Source organism: Chitinophaga sp. YR627 (assembly GCF_900114995.1).
Classification (GTDB): Bacteria; Bacteroidota; Bacteroidia; order Chitinophagales; family Chitinophagaceae; genus Chitinophaga.
Genome location: NZ_FOUX01000004.1, coordinates 808,461 through 821,691 on the forward strand (window position 1 = coordinate 808,461; position 13,231 = coordinate 821,691).

Genomic DNA, 13,231 nt, shown 5'->3' on the forward strand with positions numbered 1-13,231 from the left:
TTCGTACTTTTAAGAGGTGAATCACAATTTTTTAGAGACGAAACCACAACTTTTTTAAACTATTGCTCTCTTCTGCTGTCTAAAAAGCTGTATGATATCCAGAGACAACGATATTGCGAACGAACTGCGGGAGATCATCCCTGACGCTGAATGGCCCGGTATCAAGCCTTTCCCCGGAAAGGTACCCACCGGATACTTCGATCAGCTGCCAGGTCAGATCCTGCAGAAAGTATATGCTACGGAAGTGAAAGAGGAGCTGGAAACGCTCTCTCCGCTACTGTCAGCTATGCCTAAGTCCGTTCCCCTGTCAGTACCTCAGGACTATTTCAACCAATTATCGCAAAACATACTGCTCAATATCAGCGAAAACATTACCGGTATTTCAGATAGTGTAATGGCTTCCGATGATGAGCCTTCCATATTGGCAGACCTGCCAAAGGCGTTCCCCATGACAGCCCCTGCCGGCTACTTCGATCAGTTACCTGCACAGCTCCTGCAGCAGATACATGCATCTGAAGCCCGGGAAGAACTGGCTGCACTGTCAACTTTACTTGTCGGCATCCCTAAAAACATGCCGCTGTCTGTACCTGAAGGCTATTTTGCTCAATTGAGCACCGAAGTAATGGCTGCCGTCGCAGCATCCGCTACTAAACCTGCAACTGTTATATCTGAACAGCCTTCCGCTCCGGCACCTGCAACCGTTATCCGGAAAATGCACACCCGCCGGTATATCAAATGGGCCGTTGCGGCCAGTCTGATAGCCCTGGTGAGTGTCAGTACGCTGCTCTTTGTCAGAGAGAATAACCATTCTGCCAATATAATAGACAATGCCCTGGCCAATGTCAGTGACCAGGAGATCATGGAATACCTACAGGCCCACACAGACGCTTTCGATAAGGAAGAATTGGCGACCTACGCGCCTGCCGCTGAAGAAAGTTACGAGATCCCGGAAGTAGACGAGCTACCGGCAGAAGCCATCGAACACTATTTAGATAACACTGGTTTGTTAAAAGAAAGCCTAACAGACAATTGAGATGAAACATTTTTACACACTTTTTATATTTATTGTCCTCTCATTGTTTTGCCTACCTTCTGCCATCCTTGCGCAGCAGGGTGCTGACGATCAGATGAAGGACCGCATCCGCGCTGCTGAAATCGCCTACCTGTCACAGAAACTGGACCTTACCCCGGAAGAAGCACAGAAATTCTGGCCACTATATAATCAATACACAAAGGAAGTAGAGATACTCATCGCTGAACGCCGTAAACATACCACCAATGGTCCGAAGGCATCTAATACGCCGCCTGCCGATCAGAAAGAACTGGGGTATGAACGCCGTATGCTCGATATCAAAACACATTATAACCAGGAATTCCAGAAAGTATTACCCGCCACCAAAGCTGGTAATGTATTCAGATCCGAAAGAGAGTTCCGGAACACATTGATCCGCGCCATGAAAGAACGGCAGATGAGAAATGTGAACGGGCTTGGCGGCGCCAGAAGAGGCCGCCCCTGACAACTGATGCAATGCTTTAAAATATAAAAAAGCCCTGATCCTGCCGGATCGGGCTTTTTTTATTAATTAGAATCAGGCGGCTGTGTAATGTGCCCTCACCTCGCATACCTTCCCATCCTCATTCAATACCATCATCTCCGTAGACAGCATCTCCTTTACGCTCTTATAATAGATCACTACTGAATGTACCCCATCCAGTACATGGTAAGGCTCAAAATACAGTTCCGGATACGCATCAAGTCCACGTTTAAAGTAGGCCTTCAACGCCTCCTTTCCCCTGATACACCCTGTAGGATCATTGTTTATCTGCTGGATAAAGGGAGAATAAAAGACGATATCTGGAGCATAATGCGTCATTATCGCCTCCAGGTCATGGGTATTCCAGGCATGCAGCCACTCCCGGGCAAAATCATTCATATTGATCAGATTTGATGAGGTATACAATATAATGCACCCGGATCGGGTAGGATTTGCTGAAAAGCTCAAATTGGGAAAGTGTACTTCCGCCACACTGCCGGCGTCATTCCGAAGGCATTTCTGAACAAACGGTAGAAGTGAGAGATGTTTTCAAAACCTGCACGGTAAGCAATATCCGCAATCGGATCGGACTGGGTACGTAGCAGAAAAGCTGCCTGTTCCAGCCTTTTCTCCCAGATCCAGTTCATCGGCGCCACATCATACAGTTGCCGGAAACGTCTTTTCAGGGTAGCCTTGCTCATACAGGCATGACGGGCCATCTCCTCCAGCTCTCCCATATGGGATAACTCCTGTCCGAGGGTATGCATGGTGGATGGCTGAACGGCTGTTGCTGCCTGTAACATCCGGATGACGGATTGCCCCTGTACTGTTTGCCCCATGAGGGATAATGCCGTTACTGCGATCTCCGGCTGAGATGGTCTTCTGTGTATATACTCAGCCACTGTAAATTGTTGCAAAAGCTCATTTTTCAGCTGCTGCCATGCATGGGTAGTAGCTAACTGTATCGCGCCAACAGGGGTGAGAGGGGTGGAAATTTGCGGGAGGGAATAATTACCGATCACGGCGTCTGGCAGTTCAATATTGATACTCTCATAGCCATACCGTTGTCCGGGTATTTCGGAACAGAGCAGCGAACCGGCAGGAATGATAAAAACATCGCCGGCCTGCAACTGATGTATAACACGGCCGTCATACATCCTTTTCTGTCCGCGGACGATCAGGTTCAGAATAGTGTGAGGGGTATATACTTCGTGATGCGCCTTTTGTGTGTATACGCTGTACGCGGCCCAGCTGTGCGTACCCTGCTGCCAGGTATCTATCCGGTCATGGCCGGTAAACCGCAGGTTCTCGTACAGCGTATACATAAAGACTATTGAAATTTGCCGTAAGGCACTTTGGTATCGTGATAATACAGGAAAGTCCAGCCATCGCGGATGCCCCGCTCTTTGAACTGCTCGCGCAATTCCATTCCGCGTTTGCCATCATAATCATACTTAGCGGCAAAACGACGTTTCATATAAGACACCTGTGGCGCTTCATCACCTCCGAAAAAGATCTTCTCGTCGCCGGTATCTATAAGGAATGTCTGGTGATAAGGACAGTGACCACCGGTTACTTCGTAGGAAATATAGCCGTCAATCGTACCGTCTCCCTGGGTAAAGACTACATTGTCGCGCTGCTGGAGGATACGCACATCTTCTGCATGATAAGACTTACCATCGTTGTCCAGTGCATATTGCATTTCATCTGCATTCACATAGTAGGTCGCCTGTGGGAAAGTCAGGTTGCGCTCCCCGGTCAGCGGATCTACAATAGAGATTCCCCCGGAATGATCCTTATGGAGATGGCTCATCAGCACTTTGGTGATCTCCATCGGATTCACACCATTATCGATCAGATGCTGATGTATCTGCATCACGCCATCCGGATTACGATAGCCTAATCCTGCATCCAGCAGGATATAGTCCTGGTCAGTAATGACCAGAAACGGCTGGATCTCTACCAGCAACGAACCGCCGGCGCGCTGCTGCATGTTATCTTTTTGCAGATCGTACGGTATGAACTTCTTCGTCGCGTCTACTGTAAATGCCCCTTCTGATAGTGGTATAATACGTGCCATTCTGCAAAGATAGGCAACTATCGTAATACCATCTGTCTGTCAGCATCCAAACGGAGCATGATGAAAATGAGCATCGTGAACGTCATAAGGGAAGATCCCCCATAACTCACCAGTGGCAATGGGATACCGATTACCGGCGCCAGACCGATGGTCATGGAAATATTAATGGCCATATGGAAGAATATGATACTGGCCACCCCATAGGCGTATACACGGCTGAATGTCGATCGCTGTCGCTCCGCCACGAAAATGATCCGTAAGAGCAGCGCCACATACAGGCCGATAAATATAATAGACCCCAGGAATCCGAAATCTTCACCTACGGTGCAGAAAATGAAGTCAGTACTTTGTTCAGGAACGAAGTCGTAGCGTGTTTGCGTTCCTTTCAGATATCCCTTTCCGATCACACCACCGGAACCGATGGCGATCATACTTTGACGGGTGTTATAGGTCGCCTTGGGATCGTTCTCTTTTCCGAGCATTACCTCAATACGGCGTACCTGGTAGTCCTTCAGCACTTTGGTAAAGGCGAAAGGCACCACAAACATCACAAATACGGAACAGAAAGCCCATATACCCAGTATGACGACCAGTCTGGAACGGTTACGCTTGATCTCGCGCCGGCTGAAATAGATCACCAGCACGGTAATGACCGAGAATATGATAAAGAGGATATTCTTATCGACTAACAGGGCCGAGAGTACCAGTACGATACCCGAGAAAGCGATCACCAGTAATACACCCGGCAGACCTTCCCTGTACATCACCAGGAAGAAGGAGAAATATACCAGCGCCAGTCCCGTTTCAGATTGCAGGATAATGATGGCGCAGGGGATGAGTGCCAGGGATACGGCGATCAGCCTGGAACGGAGTTTTGTAAAATCAGTTTCAAGAGAGGACAGATACTTGGCCAGGGCCAGATTCGTACAAAGCTTGGTCAATTCGGCGGGCTGGAACTGAAAACCTCCTATCACCAGCCACGAATGCGACCCTTTTACGTCTTTACCAATACCCAATACCAGCAACAGGAGCAGAATACCTCCGGCATACAGCAGGTTGGCTGTAGCCGTGAAGAATTTACTGTCTGTCAGCCATATTATGGTCGCCAGTACTGCAGATACACCCAGCCACATGAGCTGGCGGGAATAGTTTTTATTCAGGTGGATGATATCATTCCAGATGTTATCACCTTCCCTGTACTCAGCTGCGAAGATCGATAACAGTCCCACGGTTACGATCCCCAGGTAGAGGCCCATGATAGGCCAGTCAATACCTTCTGTCAATTTTATTTGCTGCCGACGGTTCATAACTGATTAATCCCGGAAATAAAGTTTAAGTATCTGATCAGGTGTCATTTTAGCGCTGGCTCCGTTCAATGAGTCAAGCTTGGATTTTTCCCGTACCACGGGATCCAGTGTATTGTATTCCAGCAGTGTTTTCATTTGTGGCTTACGCTTCACAGAGATCGTATCATGCAGGTATTTCTCCATGATCAGACTCGCGATAGGTGCAGCGTAGGTACTACCAAAACCGGCGTTCTCCACGATCACTGCAACAGCGATCTTCGGATTATCTCTCGGTGCGAAAGCAACGAATACGGAGTGGTTTTTCAGTTTGGTCAGTTTACCGTTTACGATCGCGTTGTTCTCCGCCGTACCTGTTTTACCACATACGATCTCACCTTCGATCTTCGCGATCATACCGGTACCTCTTTCCACCACATCCTGCATACCATAGATCACCGGCATATAGGAAGAGTCAGAGATCTTGGCCACAACGTGTTTCTCTCTGAATTTCGTCAGCAGTTCGGTGTCATCATTATCGATCTTATCCACGAAATGCGGCAGATAATAGAAACCTTTGTTCGCAATGATACACATTGCATTCGCCATCTGAAGCGGCGTAGCGACTACCTGTCCCTGTCCCATACCCACATACAGCTCAGAGCAGGAATTCCACTGATTATGATACAGTCTGTTCATACCGGCTGTATCGATCGCTTTACCACCTGATTCACCCGGGATGTCAATACCCAGTTTATGTCCCAGACCGAAAGAGGAGATATAGTCATGCCAGTGCTGGTGTCCTTTTTTCACGCCACCCCATTTCGCTGCATCTACTTCCATACGGTAGAGGTGTACGAAGTAGGCGTTACAGGAGTTGGCGATCGCCAGGCGCAGGTTCGCTGCGTGTCCCGCATTATGGTGCGTACAGGCGATAGGACGGCCGCAATAGGTATATGCGCCACCACAGGGGAAGCCGAAGCTTGGCGTAATAACACCTTCATCCAGTGCGATCAGTGCCGTCAGCGGTTTCATAGACGATCCCGGTGGGTATCCGGCCTGGATAGCACGGTTGAAAAGCGGTTTAGTTGTATCGGAGAAGAGGCGGCTGAAGTTACGGGCACGATAAGAGCCGGTCAGCAGGTTCGGGTCAAAGGTAGGCGCACTTACCATGGTCAGGATACCACCGGTGCGCGGGTCAATTGCCACGACACTACCGATCTTGTTACGCATGAGATGCTCACCGAGTACCTGCAGGTCTACGTCGAGGGCCAGGCGGAGGTTCTTACCGGCGATAGCCGCAGTATCGAATTCCCCTTTTTCATAAGGTCCCTGCGGACGGTTCAGGTTATCTTTTACGAGGTACTGAATACCACGTTGTCCCATCAGCACACTTTCGTATGTTCTTTCCAGACCGGTCATACCCAGATAATCACCCTGGTTATAGGCGCTGTATGCTGCTTTCTGCAGCATCTGCGGCGATACCTCCCCGATGTAACCGAGGATATTGGCAGCGGCGTTGAAAGGGTAGGAGCGGATCTGACGTTGCACCAGCTCGAATCCGGGCTGGAACATGTACATACTTTCCTGCAGACGGCCGAACATTTCGGGCGGCAGCAGGGGATAGAATATGGAAACACGGCGACTGCCGTTTTTAATGATTGCGGTAGTGATACGTTTTCTGAACTCCTCTTTGTCGATGCGGAGAATCTGGCACATGTAGGTCGTGTCGATATTTTTAACGCTGATCGGCGTTACGACAAGGTCATACATGGCGTCATTGCTGAGGATACTTCTGCCTTTACGGTCGTAGATAATACCACGGCTGGGATAAACGACCTTGCGGAGTACCGCATTCGCATCCGCCAGCTTGGAGTATTTCTTCTCGACAATCTGCAGAAAGAACAACCTTGTAATGATTAAGATCACCATTCCAAGGATGATAAACTGAATTACTCTTTTCCTGGGCTGATTATAGACAGACATTTACGCTGAATAATGTGGCCACTTCACGGCCTCCCCCACCGTCTGGCAGAAAGATGAAGCAAGCGACCTGTTGCTTTATAATATGACTTTCAATTCCTTCTTAAAGATAGATATTACGTTCTGTGCTATCTGTTATCGTTCTTCTAATTAACAAAACATAATCTCTCAAAAAAATATGGTCTTTGTAATGATTCCCGCCTACTTTCTGGAAAAGAACAATAATTCATACAGTACGATCAGCAGAATGCTGGCGGCTGTTGACAAAAGGATCTTCAAAAGCAGGTAAAAGAAGCTTGCAAAGCTGAACACCTCCAGTGGAAAATACAGCAGGTTGTGTAAAAATACCAGGATTCCGATATAGGTCAGGAATTGGGAAACACCCATGCTAGTCATGGACGGTGTTTTCTGGGTCGTCTCAAAACCACCTTGTGGAGACAGTACGTTGATGATGAACGGACGGAGGTAAGCAATGAATACGCAGGCTGCGGCATGCATACCCATGGTATTCATAAACATGTCCATACCAAGTCCCATCAGCAACGCCAGCAGCATCAGTGCAGGTCGTGGCAGGTTAAATGGCAGCAAAAGGACAAACAACATATACAGGTTAAGGCCTACCAGCTGGTGCAACAGGATATTATTCAGTACGAATACCTGCAACAGCAGTAAGAGCACAAAGCGGATAATATTTCTTAACAGTATACTCATTTAATCAGCCTGTAGGTTGAGTCTTCCAAAGATTGTTGTTCCTCTTTCAGCAGATTGTCTACGACATATACGTACTGAAGGTTATAAAAGTTGGTAGCCAGTTTAATCCTGATGGTATAAGAAGTACTGGATTTATCTGTAGTGGTATAGGATTCAACGTAACCGATAGGTATATTTTCGGGGAACAGGGCAGAGTAACCACTGGTCACCACGGTATCTCCTCTGATAAGTTTCACACTCTTCGGCACATCTTCCATCACTGCATATCCGGCTTCTCCACCGTACCAGCGTACGGTACCCATTTCCTTGCTATAGCTCAGACGAGCGCTGAAACCGAAGTTACGGCCCTTGGAGAGCAGGGAAAGCACAACAGCGTAGTTCTCATTCACACTACGTACTACACCAACCAGACCACTCGGACCAACCACACCCATATTCGGCCGGATGCCATTGGCACTGCCGCGTCTGATAGTAATGTAGTTGATTGGATTATTAACACTGTTATTCACCACCTTAGCTTCTTTATAGAGGTAACGGCGAACTTCAGTACCGATCACCTTACGGGTGGTATCTGTACTGTAGTGACGGATGGTGTCCAGTTTTACAATATTGTCGAGGGAAACACTGTCGAAGCTGGTGCGCAACATGTTATGGAGGCGGGCATTCTCTTTCACCAGGCTGTCATTGGTAGCTTTCAGGTGTAAGTAATACTCCACATTGTTGTAACTTTCGTATAACCTGGCGCTGAAACTATTGGCGGAATTGAGGTAGGCTGATTTCTGCAGATCGTTGTTCCGGAATACCAGCACAAAACAAATCACTTCCAGCAGCAAAAACAGAAAAAAGTTAAAATAGCGCCTAAAGAAAATGATGAGATTACGCACAGGATATATTTTCTTGGTAGAAGATGTACAAGGCAGCTGTTATACTGCCCTGTACATTTCCTGATATTATTGCATTAGGAACGGATACTTACCTACATGTTTCAGTGCGATTCCGGTACCTCTTACTACCGCACGTAATGGATCGTCCGCTACGTGTACCGGTAATTTAATCTTCTGTGTGAGACGTTTGTCCAGTCCGCGAAGCAATGCACCACCACCTGTGAGGTACAGACCTCTGCGGTAGATATCTGCTGCCAGCTCCGGAGGAGTGGTTTCCAGTGCTTTCAGGATGGCTTCTTCGATCTTGAAGATAGATTTATCAAGTGCTTCTGCTACTTCCTGGTAAGACACCATGATCTGTTTAGGAATACCTGTTACCAGGTCACGGCCGTTTACTGCCACGTCATCTGGTGGGTTATCCAGTTCTTTCAGTGCGGAACCGATCTGAATTTTGATCTGTTCTGCAGTTCTTTCACCGATCAGCAAGCTATGGTAGCGACGCAGTGCTTCCATGATATCAGCAGTGAATTCATCACCGGCGATACGGATACTCTGGTCACAAACGATACCTGCCAGGGCGATTACGGAAATACCGGTGGTACCACCCCCGATGTCGATAATCATGTTACCTACCGGCTCTTCTACATCGATGCCGATACCCAATGCAGCGGCCATAGGTTCATGTATGAGGAACACTTCCTTCGCGCCTGCCTGTTCAGCAGAGTCACGTACGGCGCGTTTTTCTACTTCTGTGATGCTGGATGGTATACAGATAACCATACGCCAGCTGGGGGAGAATAAGGGCTTTTTGGGATACACCAGTTTGATCATCTCGCGAAGCATACCTTCTGCCGCGTTAAAGTCGGCGATCACACCATCTTTTAACGGACGGATCGTACGCAGGTACTCGTGTGTTTTCTCGTGCATCATCATGGCCTTCTTTCCTACCGCCACGATTTTACCGCTTGCGCGCTCTATAGCAACAATGGAAGGTTCATCCACCACCACCTGGTCGTTGTGTATGATCAGCGTGTTAGCTGTACCTAAGTCAATCGCTATTTCCTGTGTTAAAAAATTAAAGAACCCCATTGCTTAATATGGTCAAAATATTATTGTGTGCAAAAATGAATAATTCCAACGAATATACAATCTAAAAACTGTTTGTTTTCTCAATAATACAACTATAATATTAAAAAATGTTAGTTATTGTATTGGATGAGCCGGTTAATAAGTTGTAACAATTAATGTCAATGTGACCGTTGGCATAGTAATGACTCTCGAAAACGCTTAAACGAAAAATGGTTGCTGTTAATTGTGTACTCTATATGAATGAGTTATGTGCTCCAGGACCACCCCAGCCAGTCCTTCCCGGTACTTTCCGGGCCACAGGATCAAACTACACTTTTCGCGCCGTAAGGGCGTGAAAGGCGCAAATGAACATCACCTACACGAACTCGTAACCAATATCCCTCCTGTAATATTTACCTTCAAAGTCAATAATTTCAGCTGTCTGCCGGCTGTGTGTCAACGCAATGCCCAGATCTGCTGCCAGGGATGTTATCGTCAGTACACGTCCTCCGTTGGTAAGGATTTCTCCGCCAGCGGCACGTGTTCCTGCCTGAAACACCAGCTGATCCTGCGTAGGTGCCGGTATGTTGCTGATTACCTTTCCTTTTTCGTATGCTTCCGGATAGCCTTTTGCTACCAGCATAACCGTGGTTGCCACGCGGGCATCCTCAAAAATCTGCTGTGAAGAAAGTTTACCTTCCTGCACCGCCCTGAAAAGTTCCAGCAGATCGTTCTGCAGTCGTGGCATTACCACTTCTGTTTCCGGATCCCCCATACGACAGTTGTACTCAATGACAAATGGTTCCCCATCTACCTTGATCAAACCGAAGAAGATAAACCCGTTATAAGCGATCTGCTCTTTTTCCAGTCCGGCCACCGTCGGACGGATCACACGCTCTTCCACCATGTCCATAAATGCCTTGTCGGCAAACGGCACCGGTGAAACAGCCCCCATACCTCCGGTATTCAGACCAGTATCTCCTTCTCCGATCCTTTTATAATCTTTTGCAGTAGGCAGTATCTGGTAGGAACGGCCATCTGTCAGCACAAACACTGACAGCTCTATTCCCGTCAAAAACTGTTCTACCACTACTTTCTTGCTCGCATCGCCAAACTTCGCATCTTTGATCATCTGTGAAAACTCCGCCACTGCTTCTTCGTGATCGTTCAGGATCAATACGCCCTTGCCAGCCGCAAGCCCATCGGCTTTCAGTACGATCGGCAGGGAATGTGTACGCAGGTAAGCCACACCTTCCTCATAATTTTCCTCACTGAACTCGCGGTAAGCGGCAGTCGGAATATCATGACGCAGCATGAACTGTTTCGCAAATGCTTTACTACCCTCCAGCTGTGCTCCCAGGGCAGATGGGCCCATTACCGGAATGTGCTGTAAAGCAGCGTCCTGCTGAAAATAATCGTAAATTCCTTTTACCAGTGCCTCTTCAGAACCCGGCACTACCAGAGAGATCGCATTCTCTACGCAGAAGGTCTTTATTTTCTCAAAATCAGAAACAGCGAAATCCAGGTTCTGACCGTACTGGGCAGTACCCGCATTGCCGGGCGCTATAAACAACTGTTCACAATGTGAGCTCTGTGCCATTTTCCAAGCCAGGGCGTGTTCGCGTCCGCCGCTTCCTAATAGTAATATCTTCATATGAAAAAATAAAAATTCGCTTGCGCGCTTAAAATACATTCACCTGATCAATCTGCTCCGTTCTTCCAATTTTTTTGCAAAGAAAGGCCAAAATTTGACCAAAAACACCATTTTACCTGATAAAAAGCTGAATTTATTTAACTTGCCGGATTCGACGGACTGACTAACACCATAAACAACAAAAACTAAACGTACCTATTATGACTCAAACTGCTGTTGAGCAGCCTGTAATTTCGCCGTCCCCTAAGGGGAAGGGGCACCATAAGGGATTGTATGTACTCTTCTTTACTGAAATGTGGGAACGCTTCGGCTACTACCTGATGATCGGTATCTTCTTCCTTTATCTTGTAGATCCTGCCGCCAACGGAGGTAAGGGTCTCGATACGACCAAAGCTGCTGACCTCGTTGGTTCCTACATCGCATTAGTATATCTCTCTCCATTCCTGGGAGGGCTCATGGCCGACCGCTACCTCGGATACCGCCGGGCCGTTATTCTCGGAGGTTTCCTGCTTGCTGCCGGATACTTCTGTCTGGCCTTTCCCGGCGATATGGCCATGTATGTGGCCCTGGGCCTGATCATCATCGGTAACGGGTTCTTTAAGCCCAATATCGGTACCATCCTGGGTAATATCTATAACAGAGAAGACCTCCGCGCCAAGAAAGATGTTGCCTACAATATCTTTTATATGGGCGTGAACATCGGCGCCTTCATCTGCAACTTCGTAGCCGCCTATCTCCGTAACCACTACGGATGGGGCCACGCATTTGCCGCTGCCGGCGTAGGTATGCTCATCGGCCTGGTGATCTTCAGCACCAACCAGCAGGTAATTGCCTCCGGCGATGTCAGAAAAGAGCCTTCTCCGGATGATATGCCGATCGGTAAGATCGTATCCCTGGTGTTCGTACCGGCTATCCTCGCTGCTACGCTCGGTTACTTTATGCATGACATATTGGGTTACTTAATACATGATAATAAAGAACATACCCTGTTCCACACCCGTTCCAACGACGCGTTCATGTTTGCCTGCGTACCGATCATTATCTTCTATATCCGTCTTTATACCACTTCCAAGAAACATGAAGACAAACGCGGACTCGGCGCCCTGCTGGCGTTCTTCGCAGTAGCGATCGTGTTCTGGGTGATCTATAACCAGAACAGTACCGGTCTGACCATCTGGGCTGACCAGTATACCGACCGTGGTATGTCCGCTACCGTGGAAGAAGCAGCTAAGCCGTTAGGTATGCTGCAAACCGTTACTACAGACCCTCACGCCGTAACACAGGTTGACGAGCACTTCCGCGCTGTGACCGATGCCAGCGGTAAAACCCTGGAAACACAGGGACCTGACCCATACTTCCAGAACCTGCCAAAAGACCAGTGGCCAAAAGATGGTAAAATGAGACTGATCTCCACCGAGATCTTCCAGTCCATCAACCCTTTCTTTATCGTGGCATTCAGTCTCATGGTAGTAGGGCTCTTCGGCTGGCTGGCCAAAAGCGGTAAGGAGCCAACCACGCCTGTGAAGATCGCTATGGGTATCTTCCTGGCCGGCGCATCCTCCCTGCTCATGGTGGTAGCCGCTTCCATGACCAACGTTTACCTCGATAAATCGTCTATGGCATGGCTGTTTGGTACCTACGCCGTATTTACGGTAGGTGAGATCCTGGTAAGCCCGATCGGTCTTTCCATGGTATCTAAACTGTCTCCTCCACGCGTAACGGCCCTCATGATGGGTGGCTGGTACCTGGTAAATGCGATCGCCGGTAAAGTGGCTGGTCTGATGGCGACCTTCTGGGACGAGTTCATCGACAAGAAACTTTACTTCCTGATCCTTGTAATATCTGCCGCTGTTGCAGGTGTTGTCATGCTGATGATCAGCAAATGGATCGCGCAGGTCGTGAAAGAAAAGACGGGTTCTTACTAAATTCAACTGATTATCAGATAAATAAAGAAGGCGCGACCCCGGTTGCGCCTTCTTTATTTATGTCTGCTAAAACTTGTCCCTGACTGCAACCAATTATCCGAAAAGCCC

Annotated in this window: 12 protein-coding genes; 3 read left to right on the forward strand and 9 right to left on the reverse strand. The window is 48.1% G+C overall.

What is annotated here, in order from left to right:
• The first annotated feature begins 91 nt into the window (after positions 1-91).
• Both BMZ72_RS23810 and BMZ72_RS23815 read left to right on the forward strand, forming a co-directional pair.
• Complete coding sequence (locus BMZ72_RS23810) at positions 92-1,033, forward strand: hypothetical protein (protein ID WP_089812193.1); 942 nt, start codon at positions 92-94, stop codon at positions 1,031-1,033.
• A 1-nt stretch (position 1,034) separates the two neighbouring features.
• Complete coding sequence (locus tag BMZ72_RS23815; RefSeq protein WP_089812194.1) at positions 1,035-1,517, forward strand: hypothetical protein; 483 nt, start codon at positions 1,035-1,037, stop codon at positions 1,515-1,517.
• Between the two features lie 72 nt (positions 1,518-1,589).
• On the opposite strand, the gene BMZ72_RS23820 is transcribed toward BMZ72_RS23815, so the two are convergent.
• The 9 genes from BMZ72_RS23820 to purD all read right to left on the reverse strand — a co-directional run bounded on the left by BMZ72_RS23820 (position 1,590) and on the right by purD (position 11,198).
• Positions 1,590-1,934 (reverse strand): nuclear transport factor 2 family protein, encoded by a 345-nt coding sequence (locus tag BMZ72_RS23820; RefSeq protein WP_089812195.1) that lies wholly within the window; start codon positions 1,932-1,934, stop codon positions 1,590-1,592.
• 65 nt (positions 1,935-1,999) lie between these two features.
• Positions 2,000-2,860 carry a helix-turn-helix transcriptional regulator gene (locus BMZ72_RS23825; protein ID WP_089812196.1) on the reverse strand — a complete coding sequence of 287 codons (861 nt, stop codon included), beginning with the start codon at positions 2,858-2,860 and terminating at the stop codon, positions 2,000-2,002.
• Between the two features lie 5 nt (positions 2,861-2,865).
• A complete protein-coding gene (locus BMZ72_RS23830) occupies positions 2,866-3,615 on the reverse strand; it encodes an MBL fold metallo-hydrolase (protein WP_255373277.1) in 750 nt (249 codons plus the stop codon).
• Between the two features lie 17 nt (positions 3,616-3,632).
• Entirely contained in the window at positions 3,633-4,922 is a 1,290-nt protein-coding gene (gene rodA / locus BMZ72_RS23835) for a rod shape-determining protein RodA (protein ID WP_012787867.1), read from the reverse strand.
• A 6-nt stretch (positions 4,923-4,928) separates the two neighbouring features.
• The gene (gene mrdA, locus BMZ72_RS23840) at positions 4,929-6,884 is read right to left on the reverse strand and encodes a penicillin-binding protein 2 (RefSeq protein ID WP_089812197.1); all 1,956 of its coding nucleotides are present in this window, start codon (positions 6,882-6,884) and stop codon (positions 4,929-4,931) included.
• Positions 6,885-7,082: 198 nt separating this feature from the next.
• On the reverse strand, positions 7,083-7,592 hold the full coding sequence (locus BMZ72_RS23845) for a hypothetical protein (RefSeq protein WP_089812198.1): 510 nt from the start codon (positions 7,590-7,592) through the stop codon (positions 7,083-7,085).
• Positions 7,589-8,476 carry a rod shape-determining protein MreC gene (gene mreC / locus BMZ72_RS23850; RefSeq protein WP_177222915.1) on the reverse strand — a complete coding sequence of 296 codons (888 nt, stop codon included), beginning with the start codon at positions 8,474-8,476 and terminating at the stop codon, positions 7,589-7,591. The genes BMZ72_RS23845 and mreC overlap by 4 nt, the downstream gene beginning before the upstream one ends.
• A gap of 66 nt (positions 8,477-8,542) precedes the next feature.
• On the reverse strand, positions 8,543-9,565 hold the full coding sequence (locus tag BMZ72_RS23855) for a rod shape-determining protein (RefSeq protein WP_012787871.1): 1,023 nt from the start codon (positions 9,563-9,565) through the stop codon (positions 8,543-8,545).
• 355 nt (positions 9,566-9,920) lie between these two features.
• A complete protein-coding gene (gene purD, locus BMZ72_RS23860; RefSeq protein ID WP_089812407.1) occupies positions 9,921-11,198 on the reverse strand; it encodes a phosphoribosylamine--glycine ligase in 1,278 nt (425 codons plus the stop codon).
• Between the two features lie 200 nt (positions 11,199-11,398).
• On the opposite strand from purD, the gene BMZ72_RS23865 reads away from it, so the two are divergent.
• Positions 11,399-13,123, forward strand: a complete 1,725-nt coding sequence (locus BMZ72_RS23865; protein WP_089812200.1) for a peptide MFS transporter — start codon at positions 11,399-11,401, stop codon at positions 13,121-13,123.
• Positions 13,124-13,231 lie beyond the last annotated feature (108 nt).